The organism is Paenibacillus sp. VCA1 (assembly GCF_031583795.1).
GTDB classification, from domain to species: Bacteria; Bacillota; Bacilli; order Paenibacillales; family Paenibacillaceae; genus Paenibacillus_AQ; species Paenibacillus_AQ albilobatus.
Window position 1 is genome coordinate 327,627 of sequence record NZ_JAVLSX010000004.1, and the last position, 22,753, is coordinate 350,379.

A 22,753-nucleotide genomic window follows, 5' to 3' on the forward strand; every position below is an offset into this window, starting at 1 on the left:
CTTGTTCTCCTGAAAAAGAACAAGGGCTTGTCCGTTGATGAATTCAAAAAACGGATTAATGAATGTCACGGAACAAACCGACAACTTTGCCGAGGATCGTGACGTGGTTCAAGCGCAAAGGCTCATAAGAAGGATTCTCCGGTTGGAGACGGATATGATCCTTTTCTTTATAGAACGTTTTTACGGTAGCTTCGTCCTCATCGGTCATGGCAACGACAATATCGCCGTTATCCGCGGTCTGCTGCTGGCGGACGATGACATAGTCCCCGTTGTGAATGCCCGCCTCGATCATGCTGTCTCCGACGACGGAAAGCATGAATACTTTCTCATCCCCTACATAATGCTGAGGCAGAGGGAAATAATCCTCGATATTCTCCGTAGCGGTAATCGGTACGCCGGCCGTAACCTTACCTACTACGGGAACACGCGCGATCGTTTGCGTGAAAAGGTTGCTGCTTTCGGACTCTTCCTGACCCAAAATCTCAATGGCCCGAGGTTTCGTAGGGTCCCTGCGGATCAACCCCTTCTTCTCAAGCCTGTCCAAATGGCCATGAACCGTCGAGCTGGAAGCCAGACCCACGGCTTCGCCGATTTCGCGAACGGAAGGCGGATACCCCTTGGCCCGGACTTCGTTCCTTATAAATTCCAGTATCGCTTGCTGCCGGCTAGATATCTTCGACATTCCCCATCAACCCCATTAGTAACGTTTGGTAAAAGTATACCATAGAACTTCCGTTCGTACAAACACAAGTTCTAAAAATGAGAACATGAATTTTCCTTTCGTAAGAACAATTGTTCGAAAAAACTATTGAACAAAACATGTGTTCGTGTTATATTGTTCTCATACAAGAACAAACGTTTGGAGGAACAGTTAACATGTTAAAATATAGTACATACCAAAGCATATATAATCATGAAATGACGGAAACGGGACGCGGCGGCTTGATGGACCGGTTGCCTGTGCTGCGGGTCATGCTCACGCGCCGTTTGATGCTGAAGCTGCTGCTCGCTGTCGTCATCATATCCGCAGGATGTACAGGCATGGTACGCGTATTTGCAGGTTCTCCACAAGATGATACGCAAGTGGAGCAGGTTGTCGTTGCCCAGGGAGATACGCTATGGGAGATCGCGTTGAACCACAAACCGAAAAACATGGATACCCGTGCTTATATTCGGATGATTAAGGAGATGAACCATCTAAAGACCAGCAGCATACAAGCCGGCGATGTTCTTTCTCTTCCTATATATTAATAGTCGTTTTACGCCGAAGAGCTTGGTAAGGTTAACGCCTTGACAAGCTCTTTTTCTCATGGCAAAGTTAGGTATGAATTGATTAATGGAGGAGTTATACATGGATATCGACAGCTTAGTTCAGCGCATTAACGAACTTGCCCGGAAGGATAAGGAAACGGGTCTGACGAAGGAAGAAACCGAGGAACGCGCCAAACTGCGCGAAAGATATCTCCAAAACGTCCGCCGCAATTTCAGGGCCCAATTGGATTCGATCGAATGGGTTGAAGATCGTGAAGGCGGAAAGCGCAAATAAAATAAGGAACTGAATGGTTAAGGGGGTAAAACGATGTCCCGATCATGGGAAAGAATGGTTCAGAAAAACTCGACACAACTAAATAAACAGCGCAAAAAGCAAGGCAAGCCTTCGCTTTATTCCTCGAACGGATCCGCCACGGCCGACATATTCAGAGGGCGCAACTTCGTCCTTCCGATCACGTTGGTGGCGCTTGCCGTAGTTTACCTTTTGCTCGGCATGGCGAGCCAGCAGGCCTCGATGAACACTTCGCTGAATTGGATCGTTGTAGGGCTGTATGTCCTGCTGGCGGTGATGATTTTTCTGCGCCGTCCGTTTCTTAAAGTGGATAAAAACACGCTTTCGACGGTCAAGTTCAATCGCGACCGCCGCTTGACCGCGGATCAAATCGCAAAAATCAAAGCCGGATCCGGCTCGATCGTGATCGAACTTCAAGGCACGAAAGGAAAAAACGGCAAGGTTTCAAAAGGGGGAAACTGGGTGTTCACCCGCTTGATCAACCGTTACGATACCGATGCCATGGCTGCGCGTCTCGAACGTTTTGCCGAAGCACACAAGATTCCGTTTGAAAAATAATAAAATAGATAACTTGTTGGGAGAGGGATGGGGAAGATGGGTGTATCCGCTGTTTTTTTTGATTTGGACGATACGTTGTTGTGGGACGAACGAAGCGTGAAGGAAGCTTTCCGGGCAACCTGCGAAAAGGCGGCAGCCAAAACGGGAATCGATGCCGACGAACTTGAAGCGGCCGTCCGCAAGGAAGCGCGGGCGTTGTACGAAACGTACGATACGTATGCATTTACGGCGATGATCGGCATTAATCCGTTCGAAGCTTTATGGGGCGACTTTACGGTAGGGCAGCAGCCCGAATTCCGCCGCATGGCCGAAATCGTTCCTGAGTACCGGAAGGAATCCTGGCGCCGCGGGTTAGCCGAGCTTGGCGTCGAAGACGAACAGCTGGCTGATGAGTTGGCGAAGCAATTCGGGGTGGAAAGACGGGCCCGTCCTCACGTTTATGAGGAAACGTTTCAGGTGCTGAAGGAGCTGAAGGGGAACTACAAGCTTTTGCTGCTGACAAACGGTTGTCCCGGCCTGCAGCAGGAAAAGCTGGACGGCGTGCCGGAACTTGCCCCTTTCTTTAATGAAGTGGTCATCTCGGGTAATTTCGGAAAAGGCAAGCCGGATCCGGGCATTTTTGAACATGCGCTCTCGCGTATGAACATAGCGCCGGAAGAAGCCGTCATGGTAGGCGACAAGCTTTCCACCGACATTAAAGGCGGTTTGGCCGCCGGGTTGACGACCGTCTGGATCAACCGCAACGGAAAACCTTATCATTCCAACATCCAGCCCCACTATGAAATCAAACATCTATCGGAACTTCACGGCATTTTGGAGTCGCTGAAGGAACAAAGATAAGCTGAATGTAAAGAGTTTCACCATGTGAGTCAAAGTCTGCCATACGCGTCTATTCGCTGCATGCGCAGACTTTTTCTTTTGTGCCTAGGAAAATGGCCGTATGCTTTCATCATGATTTGTCAATAAATTGTGAACGTGCCGCCGTTTTGGAAGCAACAAAAACATGTATAATATTTTGAGGCGACGTGAAACGCATACATACATGCAGAATACGTAAGGGAGTGGCAGGAAATGAAAAACAAATTGGGCTTAGCCGGAGTCGCTTTGCTTGTCGTATTGGCTTTAGCCGGTTGCGGCAGCAGCGGCGGACACGACGGCATGAATATGGACGAAGGCATGATGGAGCCTTTGAAAGTCGATTTAAGCTTAACGCCGGAGCAGGCGAAAGTGGGAGAAAAGGTTTCGATCGAAGCCCATGTCACGCAAAAGGATAAAAACGTGGATAAAGCGGACAAAGTGGAGATCGAAATCGTAAAAGAAGGAGACAGCAGCGTGCATGAAAAGGTGCCGGCGAAAAATGCGGGAGACGGGAAATACGTGCTCGAAAAAACGTTCGACAGCGCCGGAGACTATAAAATCACCTCTCATGTCACCTACGGACCGCAGCATACGATGCCGACCAAAACGTTGACGGTCAGCGAATAAATGCATTCTAAGCGAAGCAAAACCCCGCCCTTGATCAAGGAGCGGGGTTTTTGGCTTTGAAAATGACTGAAAAATGCATGTTCGTTTATTGTCGTGCGTTAGGCTTTTTGGAAGCTTGGGTCTTCGACGGGGTAAGCCACCCAGCCGTTCTTTTCTATAAAGAGACGTACGGCAATGATTTGGCGGTTGTCCATCAGCGTGAAAAAATGGTTGGTGTTTTCGGGAACCGAAATGACGTCGCCGGCTTCCAGCTCCACGTTGAAATACCCGATATCGCCGCTGCCTTTGATGACAAAAATGCCTTTGCCGCCGACGATCGCGCGGATTTCATCTTCCGTGTGGGTATGAACCTCTTCAAACTTGTTCAGCAGATCTTCCAAGTTCGGCGTCGCGTCGGACAACGTGATCACGTCCCAGATTTGATAGCCGCGGCGCGCCGCCAAATCGCGGATTTCCTCGTCGTACACCTTCAGAATTTCGTTTTTTTGCTCATCATTTAATTGGAAGTTATTTTGAAGCTCGGCCGGAAGCTTGGAGGCGTCCCATTTTTCAAACAACACATTTTGTTTGTTTAAAAATTCACGAACATTATCGTCACCGGTGATTCTTTCGTTCGTATTGCGGATTACAATTTCAGCCATGTACTTTCCCCTCTTTTCCACTTGGATTAATTCATATTATAACGAGGCCGCCATTTTTTGTCGATGCGTTTCTTTCGCGTTGATTGCAGCCGGACCGCCGTTTTTGGCACTTTTCTAAAGATAGGGATTCTGCTAAACTAGAATTTAACGTTTCGCGAGGGGGAAAATGAATGAACAGACCTAGCTTGCAGGAAATCATGAAAGACCGAATATTGATACTCGATGGTGCCATGGGTACCATGATCCAGCAGGTCCAGCTCGGTCCCCAGGATTTTGGAGGAGAAGAACTCGAAGGCTGCAACGAGATGCTCGTGCTGACGCGTCCGGATGTCATCGAAGAGATCCATGAAAAATATCTGGAAGCAGGAGCGGATCTGATCGAAACGAATACCTTCGGCGCAACGTCGGTTGTGCTGGCGGAATACGATATACCTGAAAAAGCCGCGGAAATCAACCTGAAAGCGGCGGAAATCGCCCGCCTGGCGGCAGACAAGTTCAGCACGCCGGACAAGCCGAGATACGTGATCGGAGCGATGGGGCCGACGACCAAAACGTTGTCGGTAACCGGCGGCGTAACGTTTGATGAACTGGTTGCCAGCTACAAGGAGCAGGCGATGGCTTTAATCGAAGGTCGCGTCGACGCGCTGCTGCTTGAAACGAGCCAGGACACGCTGAACGTCAAAGCCGGGAGCATCGGCATCCGCCAGGCGTTTGAAAGCAGCGGCACGACGCTGCCGGTCATGATCTCCGGCACGATCGAACCGATGGGCACGACGCTTGCCGGGCAAAATATCGAAGCTTTTTATATTTCGCTGGAGCATTTGAACCCGATTTCGGTCGGTCTCAACTGTGCGACAGGCCCCGAATTTATGCGGGACCATATCCGTTCTTTGTCCGCCATGGCCAAGACGGCCATAAGCTGCTATCCGAACGCCGGACTGCCGGATGAAAACGGAAATTACCACGAATCGCCGGATTCGCTGGCACACAAGATGGAAGATTTCGCGAAGCACGGATGGTTAAACATTGCGGGCGGCTGCTGCGGAACGACGCCGGATCACATCCGGGCGATGTCCGAGGCGATGGCGAAATACGAACCGCGTCCGCTGGAAGGTTTCCACGCACCGGCGATCTCCGGCATCGAACCGGTTTATATCGAGCAGGATAACCGTCCTTATATGGTAGGGGAAAGAACGAACGTCCTCGGCTCGCGCAAATTCAAGCGGCTCATCGTCGAAGGCAAATTCGAGGAAGCTTCCGAAATCGCCCGCGCCCAAGTGAAAAACGGGGCCCATGTCATCGACGTGTGCGTCCAGGACCCGGACCGGGATGAAACGGAGGACATGAAAAACTTCCTGGAGTTGGTCGTCAAAAAGGTCAAAGTGCCGCTCATGATCGATACGACCGATGCGGCGGTCATTGATCTGGCCTTAAAATATTCGCAGGGCAAATCGATCATTAACTCCATTAATCTTGAAGATGGTGAAGAAAAATTCGAAAAGGTGACGCCGCTCATCCACAAATACGGTGCGGCCGTCGTTGTCGGGACCATTGACGAAACCGGACAGGCCATACATCGCGACGACAAGCTTAAAGTGGCCCAAAGATCTTATGATCTTCTCGTAAACAAGTATAAGCTGGCGCCGGAGGACATCATCTTCGACACGCTCGTTTTCCCTGTCGGGACAGGGGACGAGCAGTATATCGGCTCCGCCAGGGAAACGATCGAGGGCATCCGGTTGATCAAACAAGCGATGCCGGAATGCCATACGATTCTCGGGATCAGCAACGTGTCCTTCGGGTTGCCGGAGGCGGGGCGCGAGGTGCTCAATTCGGTATTCCTCTACGAATGCACGAAAGCCGGCTTGGATTACGCGATCGTCAACACGGAAAAACTGGAGCGTTACGCCTCGATTCCGGAAGAAGAGCGCAAGCTCGCGGAAGCGCTGATTTATGACACGAACGACGAAACGCTCGCTGCGTTTGTCGCCGCATTCCGGAATAAAAAGGTCGAGAAGAAAGAAAAGCTGTCCAACCTGACGCTGGAAGAACGACTTGCGTCCTATGTGGTGGAAGGCTCCAAAGAAGGCCTGATTCCGGACCTCGATGCCGCTCTTCAAAAATACGGCGCGCTGGAAATCATCAACGGACCGCTGATGACGGGCATGGCAGAAGTCGGCAGGTTGTTCAACAACAATGAGCTGATCGTCGCCGAGGTGCTGCAGAGCGCGGAAGTGATGAAAGCGTCCGTATCGTACCTGGAACAGTTTATGGAGAAAAACGAAACCTCGGTCAAAGGCAAAATGCTGCTTGCGACCGTCAAAGGCGACGTACACGACATCGGGAAAAACCTCGTGGAAATCATTTTGTCCAACAACGGTTACGAGATTGTCAATCTGGGCATAAAAGTAGCACCGGAAACAATTATCGAAGCTTACCGCAGGGAAAAAGCCGATATGATCGGCTTGTCCGGACTGTTGGTCAAATCGGCGCAGCAAATGGTCGTTACCGCTCAGGATTTGAAAAACGCGGGCGTGGATGTGCCGATTTTGGTTGGCGGCGCCGCGTTGACGCGCAAGTTCACGAAGACCCGGATCCGTCCGGAATACAACGGGCTTGTCGTATACGCCAAAGACGCGATGGACGGGCTCGATTTGGCGAACAAGCTGATGGACCCGGTTCAGCGCGAAGCGATGAAGGCGGAAATGGACGCCGAATTAGAAGCGCTCAAGGCGGAAGGCGAAAAACGCCAAGAGCTGCCTGAAATTACGCGCGCGGCCAAGTCCAACGTATCGACCGACGTACCGGTGTTTATGCCGCCGGACTTGGAGCGTCATATCATCCGGAATTATCCGATATCCCACATCGTTCCATACATGAATATGCAGATGCTTCTAGGGCATCATCTGGGGCTGCGCGGGCAGGTAGAGCAGCTTTTGGCCGAAGGCAACGAAAAGGCTTTGGAATTGAAAGCGACGGTCGACGGCTTGCTTGAGCAGGCGGTTTCCGAAGGCATCATTCAGGCGCATGCGATGTACCGTTTCTTCCCGGCCCAATCCCGGGGGAACGATGTCGTCATTTACGACCCCGAAGACGTGAGCAAAGTGCTTCATACGTTCACCTTCCCGCGTCAAAACGTGCCGCCGTTCCTATGTCTTGCGGATTTCCTGAAGTCGCACGACAGCGGACAGATGGACTATGTCGGATTTTTGGTGGTCACGGCCGGCCAAGGCATTTCGAAACTGTCTTCCGAATGGAAGGACAGAGGGGATTATCTACGCTCCCATGCCTTGCAGTCGGTGGCGCTTGAAACGGCTGAAGCGCTCGCCGAGCGCGTGCACCATATCATGCGCGATACTTGGGGATTCCCGGATCCGGCGGATATGACGATGAAACAGCGACACGGCGCCCGTTACCAAGGGATCCGCGTTTCGTTCGGTTACCCGGCTTGTCCGGACCTCGAAGATCAGGGTCCTCTGTTCAAGCTGATGCAGCCCGAAGACATCGGCGTTCATCTGACGGAAGGCTTCATGATGGAACCGGAAGCATCGGTTTCGGCCATGGTGTTTGCCCATCCGGAAGCGCGTTATTTTAATGTCGACAAGGCAAAATGATCTACGGATCCTAAACGGATGAAGCGGGCAAAAAATCCTCCTGTTCGGGAGGTTTTTTTGCCGAAATGAAAGCTGCCAGGCTTGTTTCGAGGAAACGGCCGCTTGATGAAGACGGGAGCGGCCGTTTCTTGTGCTGACATATAGGGAAAGAAGGTTGCTTGTTATGGAACTTGAATTTTTGGGGACCAATGCCGGAGTGCCCTCGCTGCAGCGGAACGTCACGTCGATGGCTCTGCGCATGTTCGAAGAGCGGCGAACGTTTTGGCTGTTCGATTGCGGGGAAGCGACGCAGCATCAGATTCTGCGATCTTCGTTAAAGCTCAGCAAATTGGAGAAAATTTTTATTACGCATTTGCATGGCGACCATATCTTCGGGCTCCCCGGACTGCTGTCCAGCCGGGCATACCAAGGCGGCACGACGAAATTGACCGTGTACGGGCCACCGGGAATCAAACAGTATATCGATGTAAGCCTCGCGCTTAGCCAATCCAGAATCGAATATGAGCTTGAGGTGGTCGAACACGCCGGGGGAATCGTATACGAAGACGAGGACATCGCCGTCGAGTCGCTGCTGCTGGATCACCGGATCGACAGCTACGGCTACCGGATCACGGAGAAGGACAAGCCGGGAAGCCTCGACTTGAAACGGCTGGCCGAGTACGGTCTGAAACCTGGACCCGCGTACGGACGGCTTAAAAGAGGCGAAAGCATCGACCTCGAAAACGGAATGACCCTCCATCCGAGCGACGTGCTTGGAGCTCCGAAGAAGGGGCGGACCATCACGGTTTTGGGGGATACCCGTCCATGCGGCAATGTGTTGAAGCTCGCCCGCGACGCGGATTTGCTTGTGCATGAAGCGACGTTTATGGATGATCTCAAGGAATCGGCGTACAACTACCATCACAGCACGTCCGTCCAGGCTGCCGAAGCGGCGGCCGCCGCCGGAGCGAAGGAACTCATCCTGACTCATTTCAGTTCGCGGTATAAGGATATGGAGCATTTAAAACCGCTGCTGGAGGAAGCCCAGTCCGTGTTTCCCAAGACGCTTCTTGCCGAAGAGCTGATGCTGTTCCCCGTGAGAAGGCATGATGAAGGATAAAAAGACGAAATCCCCATTTACAGAAAGACTCCGCAAGGAGTTCTTTTCTTTTTGGATTGCCGGGGAGATCAAATTATTTTCCGGGAAAGCGCAGGAAATGACATAAGGCACCAGCACCTGCCATCGGGCGGCTGTGTCAGCGGCCGTTCTTTGGCGAACCTCGCAGAAAAAATGTTTAATGAGTCGCGGCGTGGGGGCAAGAAGTACAGAGAAGTTGCGGCATTCCTTCAATTTTTTTAAAATAGAACTGGCGTCATGAGGGAAATCCCTCTATGATTGCCAAGGTTTTCGAAGAAAAGAGGAAGCTGTTATGGCCCAAAATGAAAAGACAAAAGCTCTTTTGATCGATCTTGACGGAACGTTGTACCACGGCAAACACCGGATCCCCGGTGCGGACGAGCTGATCCGGACGTTAAAGCAGCAAGGGGTTCCTTATCTGTTTGTGACGAACAACTCTTCCAGAACAGCGGAAGGCGTAGCGTCGCATCTAATCGGGATGGGGATTCCCGCCGAACCCGGAGACGTATGCACATCGTCGCTTGCCGCCGCCGAATACATCGCCGGGGAATCACCCGGAGCATCGGTGGCTATGCTAGGAGAAGAAGGATTGAGAGAGGCGCTGCTCGATGCCGGATTACATATCGTTGATGAAAACCCGCAATATGTGGTGCAAGGAATCGACCGTTCTTTTACATATGAAAGTTTGGCCCAAGCCGTGCAATGGATCCGCGCGGGCGCCGCATACGTGTTGACCAATCCGGATCTTCTGCTCCCTTCGGACCATGGGCTCGTTCCCGGCGCGGGTTCGCTTGCCGCGTCCATACGGGCCGCATCGGGCGCGGAGCCGGTCGTTATCGGCAAACCGTCGGGACATCTCATCAAATATGCGACGGACAGGCTGGGCATTTCCCCGGGGGAAGCGACGATGGTGGGCGACAACATGCGCACGGATATCGCTGCCGGAGCGGCAGCGGGATGCCGGACGATTTTGGTTTTAACGGGATTAACGACCGAAGAGAACCTGGAGGCGCAAATCGAAGGGGCCGGCGTTAAACCGGATGTCATATGCAAAAACCTGCACGAGTTAACGGAAATGATCCGTTCGAAATCATAGGCCTGACAAAGATTTTGATATCCTATAAGTCATCCATGCTGTAAACGAAAGGAAGATGAACGAATGCCGGAACTGCCGGAGATGGAAAATTACCGAAGACTGCTGACGGAACATATCATTAACCAACCGATCACCCGGGTGGTGATCAATCGGGAGAAATCGCTGAATGTCCCGGCCGAACATTTTATTCAGGAATTGATGGGCCAGCGCGTTGTTTTCGTGGAAAGAAGGGGCAAATTCCTTGTGTTCCATTTGAACAACGGCCGGCGTTTGCTGCTGCATTTGATGCTCGGCGGCATGCTGTTTTACGGAACCGAAGAAGAGCGGCCAAGCCGGAATACGCAGGTAGAGATCGCTTTCGGGTCAAGTACGCTCTATTTTATCGGACTTCGCCTCGGGTATCTTCATCTGCTGTCTGCGAAGGAAACCGAAGAAACGTTGAAGCCGCTCGGGCCGGAGCTGCTGGACCGCCGAATGAACAAGGAGCGTTTTATAACGCTGGTGAAGGGCCGTCGCGGTTCCTTAAAAACCCTGCTCGTCAATCAGCACGTCATTGCTGGGATCGGCAATTGCTATGCGGACGAAATCGCGTTTGAGGCAGGTCTGCTGCCGTCGGCGAAAATACAGGACCTGTCCGAGGAAACGCTGGGCCGATTGTATGATGCGGCCGTCAAAGTGCTGCCGGATGCGCTGGAACACGGCGGATATATGGAGTCGCCTTTTATGGCCGGCGATACGTTGACCGGAGGTTATGACGAAATGTGCAAGGTGTACGACCGCGAAGGGGAAAGCTGCGTTCGCTGCGGCGGGGTCGTGACCCGAATCGAATTGACGGGCCGAAAAGCTTTTTTCTGTCCGTCCTGCCAGCATGAGCGTTAAAAGACGAATCGGCTGCCATGTCAGCACCCGCGGCGGGTTTGGGAGAGCCGCCCGGCGGGCATGGGACATGGGGGCAAAATCGTTTCAATATTTTCCGAAAAATCCGCGCAGCCTTTCGATCAAAGAGCTTGATGGATCGGCTGCGGCGGATTGCTTTCGTTTTTGCCGGGAAATGGATTTGCCGAGCATCGCCCATACGCCTTACCCGGTTAATATCGCGATTGGAGAAACCCGCGGCCGGGATCTTTACGACGCCACGGTCGCCTCGCTCAAAAACGACTTGATCATCGCCGAAGCCTGCGGCTCCGTAGGCATCGTCGTGCATTTCGGACATTTGAAAAGCAACGACCCGTTACAGGGCTATAAAAATATAATACAATGTTTAAATGAAACGCTTGGCGGCTGGCAGGGCAAGGCTAAAATTTTGCTCGAAAACCAGGCGGGGCTGCCGGGATCGATGGGGATTACGCTCGAAGAACTGGTCTATGTCAGAAATTTGGCCGATGAGCCGGAGAAAATCGCATTTTGTCTGGATACCTGTCATGCTTACGCATCGGGAACGTGGAAACCGGACCAAACCGACCGCTTTATGGAACGGGGGCGGGAGCTTGGGTATTGGAAAAACTTGGCGGCCGTTCACCTGAACGGCTCCAAATATCCGTCCGGCTCGGGCAAAGACCGCCATGCCAGGATCGGCGAGGGCTGCATCGGAGCGGAACGTTTGGCCAGTCTCATTTCGTTTCCGGAGTTTGAAGGCAAACCGGTCGTTTTGGAGACGGATCCGGGTCCGGACGGTACGCACGGGGACGAATTCGAATTGCTGCACCGCCTTTTGGGAGAGAAAAAGTAAAACGTTGGAAATCGGGAGAAAGGGGGGACGGACGTGCTGCATGTTTATCTGGATGATTACCGGCGCTGCCCGGACGGCTTCGTTTTGGCAAGAAACGCCCAGGAATGCCTGATCATGCTGGAGGAGTGCGAGGTCGGCATTTTATCGCTGGATTACGACCTTGGCATCGGCGAGCCAACCGGCAAGGATGTGGTGCGCGGCATGATCGCAGGCCAGCTGTTCCCGCGGGAAATCTTTTTGCATACGTCCAGCATGCGGGGGAAAAGGGAAATGTACGAGCTGCTGTACCAATCCGTGCCGGAGCACGTCAAACTGCATAACGGCCCCATGCCCCAGGAGTTGCTGGAGCGGATCGCCAAGGAGGAGCGGTCATGAGGACGCTTGACGAGAGGCAGCTTTTGGAGGAGCTGTGGCGCAAAGGCGAGCCCTTGGCCGTTTTTCTGCACACTCCTTTTTGCGGAACGTGCAAAGTGGCGCGGAGGATGCTGGAGGTTGCCGAACATATGCTGCCGGACGGCTTGCTGTGCGAAGCAGACGTCAACATGACGCCGAAGGTGGTGGAGCAATACAAAATCCGCAGCGTTCCCGCCCTGCTTCTTGCGGACAAGGAGCGGAGCGGAAAGCCTGAAATCGTTTATTCGATGGGATCGGTCGGAGACCTGTTAGCTCAAATAAGGGGAGTGCTTTCATGATTACGATGCGGGATGTGTCTCTGCGGAGGGAAGAAAACCAGATTTTGGACCATGTATCGCTGAACATTCAAAAAGGGGAAAACTGGGTTATACTCGGGCGCAACGGCTCCGGGAAAACGACGATACTCGAAATGCTGACGGGATATCTTTTTCCGAGCAGCGGCCGAATCGAAGTGCTGGGCAACGTTTACGGAGAATGCGACGTGCGCGAAGTTCGCAAGGAGATCGGGTATATCAGTCCGAATCTGCTTGAAAAGCTCAATTTGAGCGATCCGGTGTGGGAAGTAGTTGCAACGGGCGCCTACGCTTTTTTGCGTTTTTATCAGGAAATACCCGAAGAGGTCAAGGAAAGGGCGCTGAAGCTGCTCGAAGAGATGAATTTGGGCAAGCTGTCCTACCATCCGCTCGGAACATTGTCGCAGGGCGAACGCAAAAAGGTTATGCTGGCGAGAAGCTTGATGAGCGAGCCGAAGCTGCTGATTATGGACGAGCCTTGCGCTGGCCTTGATTTATATGAACGCGAAAAGATGCTGGCGGAGGTTGAACGGCTCGGCGAACGCGACATCACCGTGGTGTATGTTACGCATCATGTCGAAGAGATCATGCCGCTGTTTACGCATGTGGCTTTGATCCGTGACGGAAAAATCGCCGGAGCGGGTCCGAAACAAGAAGCATTGAACGACGAAATGATAAAACAAACCTACGATATTCCGGCCCGGATCGAATGGGAGGGCGGGCGGCCTTGGATTAAAGTGGTTTCTGGAGGTTAATTCCGTTTTGGATGACAAAATATTGACGAATGACGAACAAAATACAACCACATCCCGGTTTATATGCACGGCCAACCACGGTTTCGCGCCTTATGCCCAAGAAGAGCTGCGCCGAAGATTCGGCAAGCTGAAAAGCAGCGTGCTCGTATCGGGCGAGGTTTTTCTCGTGACGCTTTTTGAGGAGGCGGAACAGGCGGTTGCGAACATCGTTTCGAATCCGCCGATTTTTCTGCGCCATATTCAGCCCGTGCAGCTCGAACTTAGGGCGGATGCCGATGAAGCTTTGGAGCAAACCGCCCAATATTTGCTTCGGCAGGACAAGCTTTACGAAGCGAGCATTTCGCTGCAGGCAAGAAAAGCGGAACGCAGCGTTGCGGCCGAGAGCGCCGGCGAGTTGCGCGAAAAGCTGCTGCAGCGTTTAACGGGGTTAAACGCCGATTTTGTCGTACGTGACCCCGAATGGGTCATCTCGGTATTTGCAGCGGAAGACATGTTGTATATCGGCGTTTCGAGCCCGGCGGAGAACCTGTCCGACTGGAGCGGGGGAGCGATCCGGTTTCAGCGGGAGGAAGGGCAAATTTCGCGGGCCAAGTTCAAATTGCTGGAGGCGGAACAAAGCTTCGGGATCGATTTTCGATCCTTTGGCAGCGCGCTTGATGTCGGTGCCGCTCCCGGGGGCTGGACCTCGTTCCTTCTGGAGCGTGGGCTCAAGGTAACGGCGGTTGACCCTGCCCTGATGCATGAGTCGCTGCGAAATCATCCGAACCTGCGGATTTTAAAGAAAAACGCATCCGAGGTTCGTTTTCGGGAAAACGAATTCGATCTGCTGGTCTGCGACATGAGCTGGAGCCCGAAACAGATGGTGAAGCTCGTAAAGGAACTTCTTCCAAGCCTGGGAACGGGCGGTACGGCCATCGTCACGGTCAAGCTCATGCACAAAAAGCCCATGGCGCTTATCGGTGAAGTCATCGCTTCCTTCGAAGAAGCGCAGATGCAGGTTCAGCGCGCGAAACAGCTGTTCCACAACCGGGATGAGATCACATTATACATGATTAAATATTAACATCCTGAATCGGCTTGGTTGTTTAAGAGAGAAGTAGAATTTAGAAAATAACACTTTACACAGATATTGCCATTGCTTTATAATGATACCAAATTAACAACACTGATCTTAAAAGGGAAAGCATCCCTGAGTAAAGCCTTACGGTTATCGTAAGCGTCTTTTCCAGGGGGCTTTCCCTTTTTGTGTTGAAAGTGAGGGAACAGCATATGAATCATCCTTCCAAACTTCATGCCGGGCGTACGATGGGAGGAAGATACGAAATCGTACGCAAAATCGGGGAAGGCGGCATGAGCCATGTCTACCTGGCCGAAGATTTGAAGCTTCCCGGCAAGCTTTGGGCAGTGAAGGAGAGCGTTTCCGACCCGGGGCAATACGGGAGCATTCGGGATGAAGCCCAGCTTCTCATCTCCTTGAGCCACGCCAGGCTGCCGCGGATCGTCGATTTTTTTCCTCCGGACGAGGACGGTTATACCTATCTGGTGATGGATTACATTCAAGGCATTACGCTGGAAAAATACTTTGCCGGTTATCGCGGCCGGATACCGGTGGATTCGATCCTTCAGCTCGCGGATCAGCTGCTGGAAGTGCTTGATTATTTGCATACGCACGAGCCGGTCATTATTTTCAGGGATTTGAAGCCTTCGAATATTATGTTGACGGAGCATTTGGAGCTTAGGCTGATCGATTTCGGCATCGCCCGGAATTACAAGCGGGAGCAGGCACAGGATACGGTCAAGCTCGGTACGGTCGGTTTTGCCGCTCCGGAACAATACGGCTCAGGCCAAAGCGACGCGAGATCGGATTTGTACGGTTTCGGCGCGCTGCTGCTGTACTTGTCGACCGGCGGGGCACACACCGATTGGACGGAGAAAGCCGAGCGGAGCATTCGTCCCGATTTGCCGCGCAAGCTCATGCCGATCATGCGCAAGCTGCTGCAGACGTCGCCGGAGAACCGCTACGCCTCGGCTGCCGAAGTCCGCGAAGAGATCGCCGCGGCCGTCCGCCTCGAGATGAAACCCGATGCAAGGCGGGTCAAGGATATTGCAGGCAGAAAAAGCACGCAGGTGATTGCCGTGATGGGAGCAAGCGGCGGCACGGGGACGACGCATACGGCGATTGCCATCAGCCATTTTCTAGCGAGAGGCCGCGGCAAGGTGGCGCTCATCGAGATGAACGTCCGGTCTCCGGCATTTCGGAGGATACAGCAAATTGTTGACGGCGACCGTTCCGGCAGCCCCGGCAGCCGCAAGTTCGAGGTGCAGGGCGTGGATTATTGGCGGCAGACGGCAAGAAGCGACGTCATTTCATTATTGTCCGGCAGTTACGATTATGTCGTGATCGATTTGGGAACGTATCGGGAGCGGGAACGGCTCGAGGAGTTTCTGCGCGCGGATGTCCCGGTCATCGTCGCTTCCGGCGCGGAATGGCGCCAGCAGGACATCTTGGATATGGTCCACGGCTTGTCGCGGTACCCGCAGCAGAAATGGGTGTACTTTTTGCCCCTTGCCGGGGGGGATGCCGTGCAGCGGCTTCGCAGGCAGTTAAATTCCCCGCACGTTTTTTCGCTGCCGCTTCAAACGGATCCGTTCGACAAAAGCGAAGAGACCGACAAGGTTCTGGGCCGCGTTTTTCAGGGGCTGCCGGGCGGCCAGCGGAGAAGGAGATTCCGATTCGGGCTCACTTGATCCGCGATGAAAGAGAGGAGATGGTTCGAGGCAATGTCAAAGCTGAGACAGCGAACGAGGCATATGCTCTACGCCGGATTGGCGGGGGCCGCCGCCGTCGGCGTAGTGTTTGCGGGTTATGCGGCGGTTAGCGGCGTGAGGCATCATGCCAAAGAAAACGAAATCAGGGAGGAGTATCGCCGGCAAATCGCCAAGCTGGAGCAGGCGCGGCTGAATGAAGAGAAGCAAATGGTGTCGGGTTGGGCGCTGGCGCGGGACGTCGCCGCGGGCGAGACCGTCACTCCGAAAGATCTTGTGCGTGTCAAGCTGCCGCAGGGCGCTGCTCCCGCCAATCTGCTCGAAAGCGGTGGCGACGGAGAGGTCAAAATCGCAAAGATCGAGTTGAGAAAAGGCACCGCGCTTACCGATGCCATGGTATATGTCGCCCATCCGCTGCAAGCGGATTTGCGGAATAGGGAGCTGCAGGCGATCGTATTGCCTTCCGACTTGCGGCAGCATGATGTGGTCGATGTGCGCATTCAATTTCCGACGGGGCAGGATTACATCATATTATCCAAAAAGAAAATCGACAAGCTGCTTAACCCGGCCATGTGGATTCAAATGACGGAGCAGGAGATGTTGGCATTGTCCAGCGCAATGGTGGATGCATATCTGCACGATGCCAAGCTGTACGCCGTGACCTACGTGGAGCCGGAGATGCAGGATAAAGCGGTTCCGACGTACCCGGTCAACAAGGAAGTGCTGAAACTGATCGCCAGCGACCCGAATATCGTGAACAGAGCGGAGCGTAAGCTGTCCGAAAGCATACGTGCCGCATTGGAAAAGGATTTGGAAAAAGCCGCGCCGGATAAGGCGGCCGGGAGCTTTGCGGAGTCGGAGTTCGCACCTTCCGGTTTAAGCGCCGGATTATATCCGGGATCAACCGGTTCCGCCGGACAGGACCGATCCGGATCGGCTTTCCGGGACGCCACGTCAAGCAACGGGAACATGGTTGAGCCGGCCCGGGCAGGCTCGAATTCTGCGGAAGGGCCATCCGGCGATCTATCTGCGGCCGATTCGAGCCAGGACAGCTTTTTCCTCGGGGACGTTCAGGATAACAAGCTTTTGGAAAAAAGCATAAAAGAAAAGCAGGGAAGCGGTACACCGACTTCGGATCAACCATAGGCCGGCCGGAGAGTCGGGGAAAGGAGACGGACGGTCATTGAATAGTTGGATTTTTGCCGGCTTGTGCGACAAAAGCGACATGCTGCTGTACATATGCAAATTGCTTGCCGGCGGAGGCGGCAAGGTGCTGCTTGTGGATGCGACCGAAAAAAGAAAGTATCCCTATTTCGTCGGAGGGCTTGATGAGCGGCTGGGTATCACCGAGTTTGCCGGATTCGACGTCGCATGCGGCTTTGAGGATGCGGACGGTTTGGGGGCTCATCTGCAAAGCTATGGCGGGGGTTTTGAAAACTATGATTATGTAATTTACGATTTGGAACTTCTGGGGTTCTGTTCGCAAGAGGATTGGGAACGCGCTTCGGTGCTCGTTTGGGTGACGGATTATGAAGTTTGGACATTGGAAGAGGGCGGAAGATGGCTGAAGCAAGCGGCTCATCGGCATTTCGCACAAGGCGTGATCCCGGAAATGCGAAAGGTCGCCGTTCGGGCCGTCGACGAATGGTTCGGCGATTCCTATCTGGACGGGTATTTTGCGGATCTTCCGGTCCACTGGAAAGGAGAGACATTCGTCCTGCCGTGGAATGAACTGGACTTATCTTTAAAGCTTAGAAACGAACATAAGAAAAAACTTGAAATGAAGCCGTTGACCCGGGGCTATAAAAAACAATTGTGCGACCTTGTTCAAAACCTCACGGACCGGGATCGAAAACAGATACACCGCGCATTGCGGAATGCGGAAAGGAGAAAAGCATGAGTACGATTGCATTTTGGAGCCCGCTACCGGGCGGGAGCGGAAATTCGGCGCATGCAGCGGCGACGGCAGCGGCGATTGCGATGGATTACCGGTTGAAATTGCTGCTGGTGCATGGCGGCACGGCCAAAGAAAGGGTGGAAGGCGCCTTCCCGATGTCGGCCCATACACTGGATCACGGATTGCTTTCTTTTCAGGATCATGGGATGGACGCGTTGGAAAGACTTTGCTTGAACCGCAGACTGACCCGAGAAAATTTGCAGGACTATACGCTCCCGCTTCTTCCGGACCGCCTCGATTTGGTCCAGGGGAACGCCAAGCCGGAGGGAACGATGCCCGGTTACCGGAAGCAGCTGCTGCAGTCTATATGCGCAGTGGCGAGTCAATGTTACGACCTGGTCATGCTTGATGCGGGAAGCGGGAACCCGAAGGAAGGAAGCGGTGACCATGCCCTGCTTGAAGCGGCGGACCTGGTTGTGGTCAGCCTGAATCAAGGCATCGAGGGTTTGGATTCGTTTTTTAAAGGTGGAAACTGTCCGCCGATGGTTAAGGAAAAACCGCATATCGTCGTGCTTGGCCGGTACGATAAATACTCCCACTGCACCTTGAATAACGTCAAGCGCAGGTTCGGTTATAAAGGCGTCATACATGGCATTCCTTACACGACGGATTTCTTGGATGCATGGAATATGCGCGGCGTTCTGCCGTTCCTGCAGCGAAGCCGCAGCCTGAACGGCAGGCAGCCGGCTGCAGCCTTTCTGGCAAGCATCCGCTCGCTCACCAAAGACATTTTGACGCAGCTGGAAATGACCTCGTTGCTGAAGCTGGTCGAAAGGGGAGCGTAAATGATCTCCGGAATGATCGTCAACATTCTGATGATCGCGCTCATCGTTTTGTTCATCCTGCTGCTCCTTTACGTCAAATGGCTCGATTACCGGCGTCCGCTGGCCGTAAACCCTGCGGGGGGCAAACAATACACGATCGACACGATGACGGAATTCGTGAAGGAGACGCTGCATGAGCTGACCCACAGGCAGCTGACAGATCTTGGGCTTCACGAAGAGGAATACAGGCGGAGGATCAACAAGCGAAGCGAGCTGCGTAAAGCGCTGAAGGATTGCATTTCCGGCGATGTGCGCGAAAAACGATACGTCAAGCAGTTTATGGCCGATCTTCTTGTCAAAAGTTTCGGTCTCAATGAAGAACGGATTCAAGACGCGATTCCATTTGAGGACATCGGGCGGCTGACGCCTCAGGATCAATTTGAAATCATTTTTTATTTATATCAAAAGCAGTATGGCCCGGAGGCGTTGTCTATGTTGTTCGAACATTACGGACTGGCTGAACCCCGGATCCTGGAAGGTTACGGGGATCAGCCGGTGTATGCCGTGACGGCGGAAGACATCGACCTGATCTTTAAGGCCGAATATCGCGATCTTGCGTTCAGCGAGAAGCTGGATATCGTCGTGCAGCGCATCTATCAGCAGTATAAAGGATTTTCCGTCGTGGACGATTTGCGGGATCAGCGGATCGACGGCGTAAGCGGAGGGGTCAGCGGAATTTTGGCGGACGACGGGCTGCTTGACATATATCCGGAGAATGCCGGTTTTCTATATCCGCCGCTGTATGAAGATTGCCGCAGGCCGCTCTCTGTGACCGAAAGCGTATGGGTATTTTATAAAGGGAAATCGGTGCATATGTCCTTCCTTTCTTTCGGATCGGAGCTAGAGCTGAAACGGGTTTGCCAGAACATTTATAAATACAATCATCCCGGGCAGTTATCGGAATCAAGCGGCTACAAGGTCAATGAGATGAAGGACGGATCGAGGGTGGTCGTCGTCCGGCCGCCTTTTGCAGAGTCGTGGGCGTTTTTCGTGCGGAAGTTCGATATCCCGAACGCGTCACTGGAACAGCTGGTTACGGGGGAAAACGCCGAACTGCCGATCGCGCTGCTTGGCTACCTCATGAAAGGCAGCAGGATCACCGCGATCACGGGAGCGCAGGGCTCCGGCAAAACGACGCTGCTGATGGCGATGGTAGAGCATATCGATCCTACATATACGTTGCGCGTTCAGGAAATGGCGTTTGAGCTTCATTTAAGGAAAATATACAGCCGGAGGAACATTCTTTCCTTCCGCGAGACGGAACGGATTGCGGGGCAGGAAGGACTGGATCTGCAGAAGAAAACGGACGGTACGGTCAACATTTTGGGCGAAGTCGCAAGCGACGAGGTGGCCGCTTGGATGATTCAAATGTCGCAGGTGGCCAGCTTGTTCACCGTGTTTACTCATCATGCCAAAACGTTCAAGGACCTCGTGTTCTCCCTGCGGAACTCGCTTCTCAAAATCGGGGTGTTCCATCATGAACGGATCGCTGAGGAGCAGGTGATTCAGGTCATTAATTTTGACGTCCACTTGAAAAGGGACAAGGATGGCAGGCGGTACATCGAACGGATCACCGAATGCGTGCCGCAAGCGGATGCGGCGGATCAGACCGAAAGCGGACGGAGCGAAGAGGAAACGCTCACGCCGATGCCCTGCGGTATTCGCGGGTTCCAGAACGATGCAAGGAACAACGAAAGCCGAAGGCTGTTTCTTGCCCGAAATATTGTGGAATACCGGGACGGGCGGTATGTTGCCGCCAGTGCCGTTTCGGAGCGGAACGTGCTCGAGATGGCGGACCAGATGAGTCCTGAAGATGCCGGCATGTTCATCGATTTTCTAAACCAGCATTGGGGCGGACGTTATGAGTATTAAATCCATTTTGTTTGTCGTATTGGTTGCGTCTCTCGTTTTGTTTGCGTCGGCTTTTGCGGTTTTGGCCTGGATCGGCAGCAGGCGGAGGCAAGCCGTTCATTTGGAGTTTTTCGGGGCTGCGGGTAGCCGCGGCATAGGATGGAAGGCCCATCGGAACCGTGCCTTGCAAAAAGCATACGTGCTGATGGTTCGGGTTCCGCTGCTATCGGCTTACATCCGCCGGATCCGAAAACGGCTTTCAGGCGTTCACGCCTATGATGAATTTAAGCTGAGACAAGAAACGGCAAAAATCACGTCAGCCATTTTAGGCTTGTTAAGCCTTGCGTCCGTTATTTTATTGCTGCTGAATCCGAGCTTCGGATTTTTGCTTCTGGTGCTGCTGACGGCGGCCATCATCAACAGCTTATTGGTCGACATGTACGTGAACCGCTTGGAAAAGCGGCTTCTGGTCCAAATGGTAGACCTGTTTTCGGAAGTCAGGCACCGTTACCAGCAGCATGAAATGATCGACGAAGCGCTTTACGAATCGGCCGAAACGGCCGGCTACGAGGCAGCGGTCCATACGCGCAAAATCTATGAAGCGATAAATGCCAAGGACCCGGCGCAGGAGCTGGAAAAATACTACGAAACGGCTCCGAACCGATTTTTAAAGGCGTTCGCGGGCATTTCCTACATGATTATGGAGTTCGGGGACAAGGTGAAGGAGCAGGGTTCGATTTATTTAAAAGGGCTCAGCGGCTTGACCAAGGAAATCCATCTCGAGATTCTGCGCCGCGACAAGCTTGATTATCTTCTGAAAGGATTAAACGTGATCGCCCTGGCCCCCGTGTTTTTTGCCAAGCCGATCGAACGATGGGCCCGGGGAAATTTCCCGGCCATGGACGCGTTTTATACAAGCAAACTGGGGTACGTGACCAAAATCGTTATTTACGTCGTGATTATTTTGTCTTTTGTGTTGTTGCAGCGGCTGCAGCAGGACAATGAAACGGCGTACCGATCGGCAGACCGGAAAAAGCCGTGGGAGCAATGGCTGTACTCTTTTTCCGCGATTCGGGCGGCCGTTAACTTTGCGGCTCCGCGCTCCGGGACGCCGGCTTACGCCAAAATCATCCGTTTGCTTCGGGAGAGCAGCACCCATCTGCGGTACGAATGGTTTTATATCCGCCGGATTGCATTTTTCCTGTTGGCTTTCGCGGCGACGTTGACCTTATTCCTGTTTTTGCATCAATCGGCCCAAAAGCATATTCTGATCGATCCGGTGGAAGGAACGACCTTTTTCGGACAGGTATCGACTGAACAAAAGGCGGAAGGGCAAAAGCTCAGCGACCAGGACCGGGAAATCATGGAGGAGGTTGGCATGTCTTCCGCGGCCGGTTACGACGATATTGCGAGCCGTTGGACCATCAAACATGGGCAGGGAAACCCTTCGAACAAAGATACGATGGCGGCGGCCGCGAACCGGATCCTTGCCAAACTGAAAGCTTACAATGCGGAATATCTCAAATGGTGGGAACTGCTGGCCGCTTTTCTGGCGGCTTGGGCGGGATACCAGTTTCCGCTTTGGCTGCTTTACTTCCAGCGGAAGATTCGTTATATGGACATGCGGCATGAAGTATATCAGTTTCAAACCGTCATCTCCATGCTGCGGGAAATGGAACGGATTTCGGTGGAGGAGATTTTGGAATGGATGAATCGGTTCGCCATCATTTTTAAAACGCCGATACAAAAATGCGTGCTCCATTATGACCACGGGGCCGAGCAAGCTCTTGCCGTGCTGAGGGAAGAGGTCCGATTGACGGAGTTTCAAAGACTGGTGGACAAGCTGCTTTTATGCGTCGAAAAAATTCCGATCGCTCAGGCTTTTGACGATCTCGAAAACGAAATGGCCTTTTATTTCGAGCAGCGCAAGCAGGAATACGAAAAAATCATCGACACGAAAGCGGCGATCGGAAAGACGCTCGGTTTTGCGCCGATGTATGCCCTTGTATTTATGTACCTGGTCATCCCGTTGATCGTGATGAGTTTCATGCAAATGAATGTGTATTATGAACAAATCCAAAAAATTTAA

The 22,753-nt window shown here is 53.0% G+C and carries 22 protein-coding genes; 20 read left to right on the forward strand and 2 right to left on the reverse strand.

Annotated features, from left to right (window positions below; genetic code table 11):
• Positions 1–55: 55 nt before the first annotated feature.
• Positions 56–682: a transcriptional repressor LexA gene (gene lexA, locus RJP21_RS10775; RefSeq protein ID WP_160044420.1), complete on the reverse strand. Its 627-nt coding sequence runs from the start codon at positions 680–682 to the stop codon at positions 56–58.
• Positions 683–876: 194 nt separating this feature from the next.
• Here lexA and yneA point away from each other — a divergent pair, with 194 nt between their 5' ends.
• The 5 genes from yneA to RJP21_RS10800 all read left to right on the forward strand — a co-directional run bounded on the left by yneA (position 877) and on the right by RJP21_RS10800 (position 3,607).
• Positions 877–1,251 (forward strand): cell division suppressor protein YneA, encoded by a 375-nt coding sequence (gene yneA, locus RJP21_RS10780; protein WP_310859258.1) that lies wholly within the window; start codon positions 877–879, stop codon positions 1,249–1,251.
• Positions 1,252–1,351: 100 nt separating this feature from the next.
• Positions 1,352–1,546 (forward strand): DUF896 domain-containing protein, encoded by a 195-nt coding sequence (locus tag RJP21_RS10785; protein ID WP_160044422.1) that lies wholly within the window; start codon positions 1,352–1,354, stop codon positions 1,544–1,546.
• A gap of 33 nt (positions 1,547–1,579) precedes the next feature.
• Positions 1,580–2,122: a hypothetical protein gene (locus RJP21_RS10790; protein WP_160044423.1), complete on the forward strand. Its 543-nt coding sequence runs from the start codon at positions 1,580–1,582 to the stop codon at positions 2,120–2,122.
• 36 nt (positions 2,123–2,158) lie between these two features.
• Positions 2,159–2,962: an HAD family hydrolase gene (locus RJP21_RS10795; RefSeq protein WP_310859259.1), complete on the forward strand. Its 804-nt coding sequence runs from the start codon at positions 2,159–2,161 to the stop codon at positions 2,960–2,962.
• 231 nt (positions 2,963–3,193) lie between these two features.
• Entirely contained in the window at positions 3,194–3,607 is a 414-nt protein-coding gene (locus RJP21_RS10800; protein WP_160044425.1) for a FixH family protein, read from the forward strand.
• 98 nt (positions 3,608–3,705) lie between these two features.
• Here RJP21_RS10800 and RJP21_RS10805 read toward each other — a convergent pair whose 3' ends face one another.
• Complete coding sequence (locus tag RJP21_RS10805; protein ID WP_310859260.1) at positions 3,706–4,248, reverse strand: 1,2-dihydroxy-3-keto-5-methylthiopentene dioxygenase; 543 nt, start codon at positions 4,246–4,248, stop codon at positions 3,706–3,708.
• A 170-nt stretch (positions 4,249–4,418) separates the two neighbouring features.
• Here RJP21_RS10805 and metH point away from each other — a divergent pair, with 170 nt between their 5' ends.
• The 15 genes from metH to RJP21_RS10880 all read left to right on the forward strand — a co-directional run bounded on the left by metH (position 4,419) and on the right by RJP21_RS10880 (position 22,753).
• Positions 4,419–7,862 (forward strand): methionine synthase, encoded by a 3,444-nt coding sequence (gene metH / locus RJP21_RS10810; protein ID WP_310859261.1) that lies wholly within the window; start codon positions 4,419–4,421, stop codon positions 7,860–7,862.
• A gap of 163 nt (positions 7,863–8,025) precedes the next feature.
• On the forward strand, positions 8,026–8,961 hold the full coding sequence (gene rnz, locus RJP21_RS10815) for a ribonuclease Z (protein ID WP_310859262.1): 936 nt from the start codon (positions 8,026–8,028) through the stop codon (positions 8,959–8,961).
• 310 nt (positions 8,962–9,271) lie between these two features.
• Entirely contained in the window at positions 9,272–10,075 is an 804-nt protein-coding gene (locus RJP21_RS10820) for a TIGR01457 family HAD-type hydrolase (protein WP_310859263.1), read from the forward strand.
• A gap of 63 nt (positions 10,076–10,138) precedes the next feature.
• The gene (gene mutM / locus RJP21_RS10825) at positions 10,139–10,954 is read left to right on the forward strand and encodes a DNA-formamidopyrimidine glycosylase (protein WP_310859264.1); all 816 of its coding nucleotides are present in this window, start codon (positions 10,139–10,141) and stop codon (positions 10,952–10,954) included.
• Complete coding sequence (locus tag RJP21_RS10830) at positions 10,944–11,804, forward strand: deoxyribonuclease IV (protein WP_310859265.1); 861 nt, start codon at positions 10,944–10,946, stop codon at positions 11,802–11,804. The genes mutM and RJP21_RS10830 overlap by 11 nt, the downstream gene beginning before the upstream one ends.
• Before the next feature lie 33 nt (positions 11,805–11,837).
• Positions 11,838–12,179, forward strand: coding sequence for a cyclic-phosphate processing receiver domain-containing protein (locus RJP21_RS10835; RefSeq protein ID WP_310859266.1), 342 nt, complete (start codon positions 11,838–11,840; stop codon positions 12,177–12,179).
• Complete coding sequence (locus tag RJP21_RS10840; protein ID WP_310859267.1) at positions 12,176–12,496, forward strand: thioredoxin family protein; 321 nt, start codon at positions 12,176–12,178, stop codon at positions 12,494–12,496. Before RJP21_RS10835 ends, RJP21_RS10840 begins: the two co-directional genes overlap by 4 nt.
• Complete coding sequence (locus RJP21_RS10845; RefSeq protein WP_310859268.1) at positions 12,493–13,266, forward strand: ABC transporter ATP-binding protein; 774 nt, start codon at positions 12,493–12,495, stop codon at positions 13,264–13,266. The genes RJP21_RS10840 and RJP21_RS10845 overlap by 4 nt, the downstream gene beginning before the upstream one ends.
• 7 nt (positions 13,267–13,273) lie before the next feature.
• Positions 13,274–14,329 carry an SAM-dependent methyltransferase gene (locus tag RJP21_RS10850; protein ID WP_310859269.1) on the forward strand — a complete coding sequence of 352 codons (1,056 nt, stop codon included), beginning with the start codon at positions 13,274–13,276 and terminating at the stop codon, positions 14,327–14,329.
• Positions 14,330–14,535: 206 nt separating this feature from the next.
• On the forward strand, positions 14,536–16,014 hold the full coding sequence (locus RJP21_RS10855) for a protein kinase domain-containing protein (protein WP_310859465.1): 1,479 nt from the start codon (positions 14,536–14,538) through the stop codon (positions 16,012–16,014).
• A 33-nt stretch (positions 16,015–16,047) separates the two neighbouring features.
• Positions 16,048–17,178, forward strand: a complete 1,131-nt coding sequence (locus RJP21_RS10860) for an SAF domain-containing protein (protein ID WP_310859270.1) — start codon at positions 16,048–16,050, stop codon at positions 17,176–17,178.
• Positions 17,179–17,215: 37 nt separating this feature from the next.
• A complete protein-coding gene (locus RJP21_RS10865; protein WP_310859271.1) occupies positions 17,216–17,932 on the forward strand; it encodes a hypothetical protein in 717 nt (238 codons plus the stop codon).
• Positions 17,929–18,774, forward strand: a complete 846-nt coding sequence (locus tag RJP21_RS10870) for a hypothetical protein (RefSeq protein ID WP_310859272.1) — start codon at positions 17,929–17,931, stop codon at positions 18,772–18,774. Before RJP21_RS10865 ends, RJP21_RS10870 begins: the two co-directional genes overlap by 4 nt.
• A complete protein-coding gene (locus RJP21_RS10875; protein WP_310859273.1) occupies positions 18,775–20,685 on the forward strand; it encodes an ATPase, T2SS/T4P/T4SS family in 1,911 nt (636 codons plus the stop codon).
• Complete coding sequence (locus RJP21_RS10880; RefSeq protein ID WP_310859274.1) at positions 20,675–22,753, forward strand: hypothetical protein; 2,079 nt, start codon at positions 20,675–20,677, stop codon at positions 22,751–22,753. Before RJP21_RS10875 ends, RJP21_RS10880 begins: the two co-directional genes overlap by 11 nt.